This window comes from Micrococcus sp. (assembly GCF_030523875.1).
Lineage (GTDB): Bacteria > Actinomycetota > Actinomycetes > Actinomycetales > Micrococcaceae > Micrococcus.
The window spans coordinates 18294-18529 of sequence record NZ_JAUNHR010000044.1; the positions used below are offsets into that span (position 1 = coordinate 18294).

Annotated in this window: 1 protein-coding gene; it reads left to right on the plus strand. The window is 63.6% G+C overall.

Going from position 1 to position 236, the window contains the following annotated elements:
* Nucleotides 1–33: 33 nt before the first annotated feature.
* Nucleotides 34–236, plus strand: a 203-nt coding sequence (locus Q4D18_RS07250; RefSeq protein ID WP_303126853.1) for a hypothetical protein, incomplete at its 3' end; no start/stop codon positions are given.

Here is a 236-nt window from a genome sequence, read left to right on the forward strand (position 1 = left end):
ATCCATGTGTACGCCACGTACACGCTCAACGGAATGAACCCCACCACCGCCAGCCACCGGAACAGGACCAGCATCGGAGAGGGATCTTCGAACAGCACCGGCGGCAGCCCCAGCAGGATCATCACGAACAACACCCACAACACCACCGCCACCACGAACGCCGGCCACCACACCTCCGACCGGGCCCGCACCCGCAACGGCAACGACACCTCATCAGGATCCACCTACACCACGTC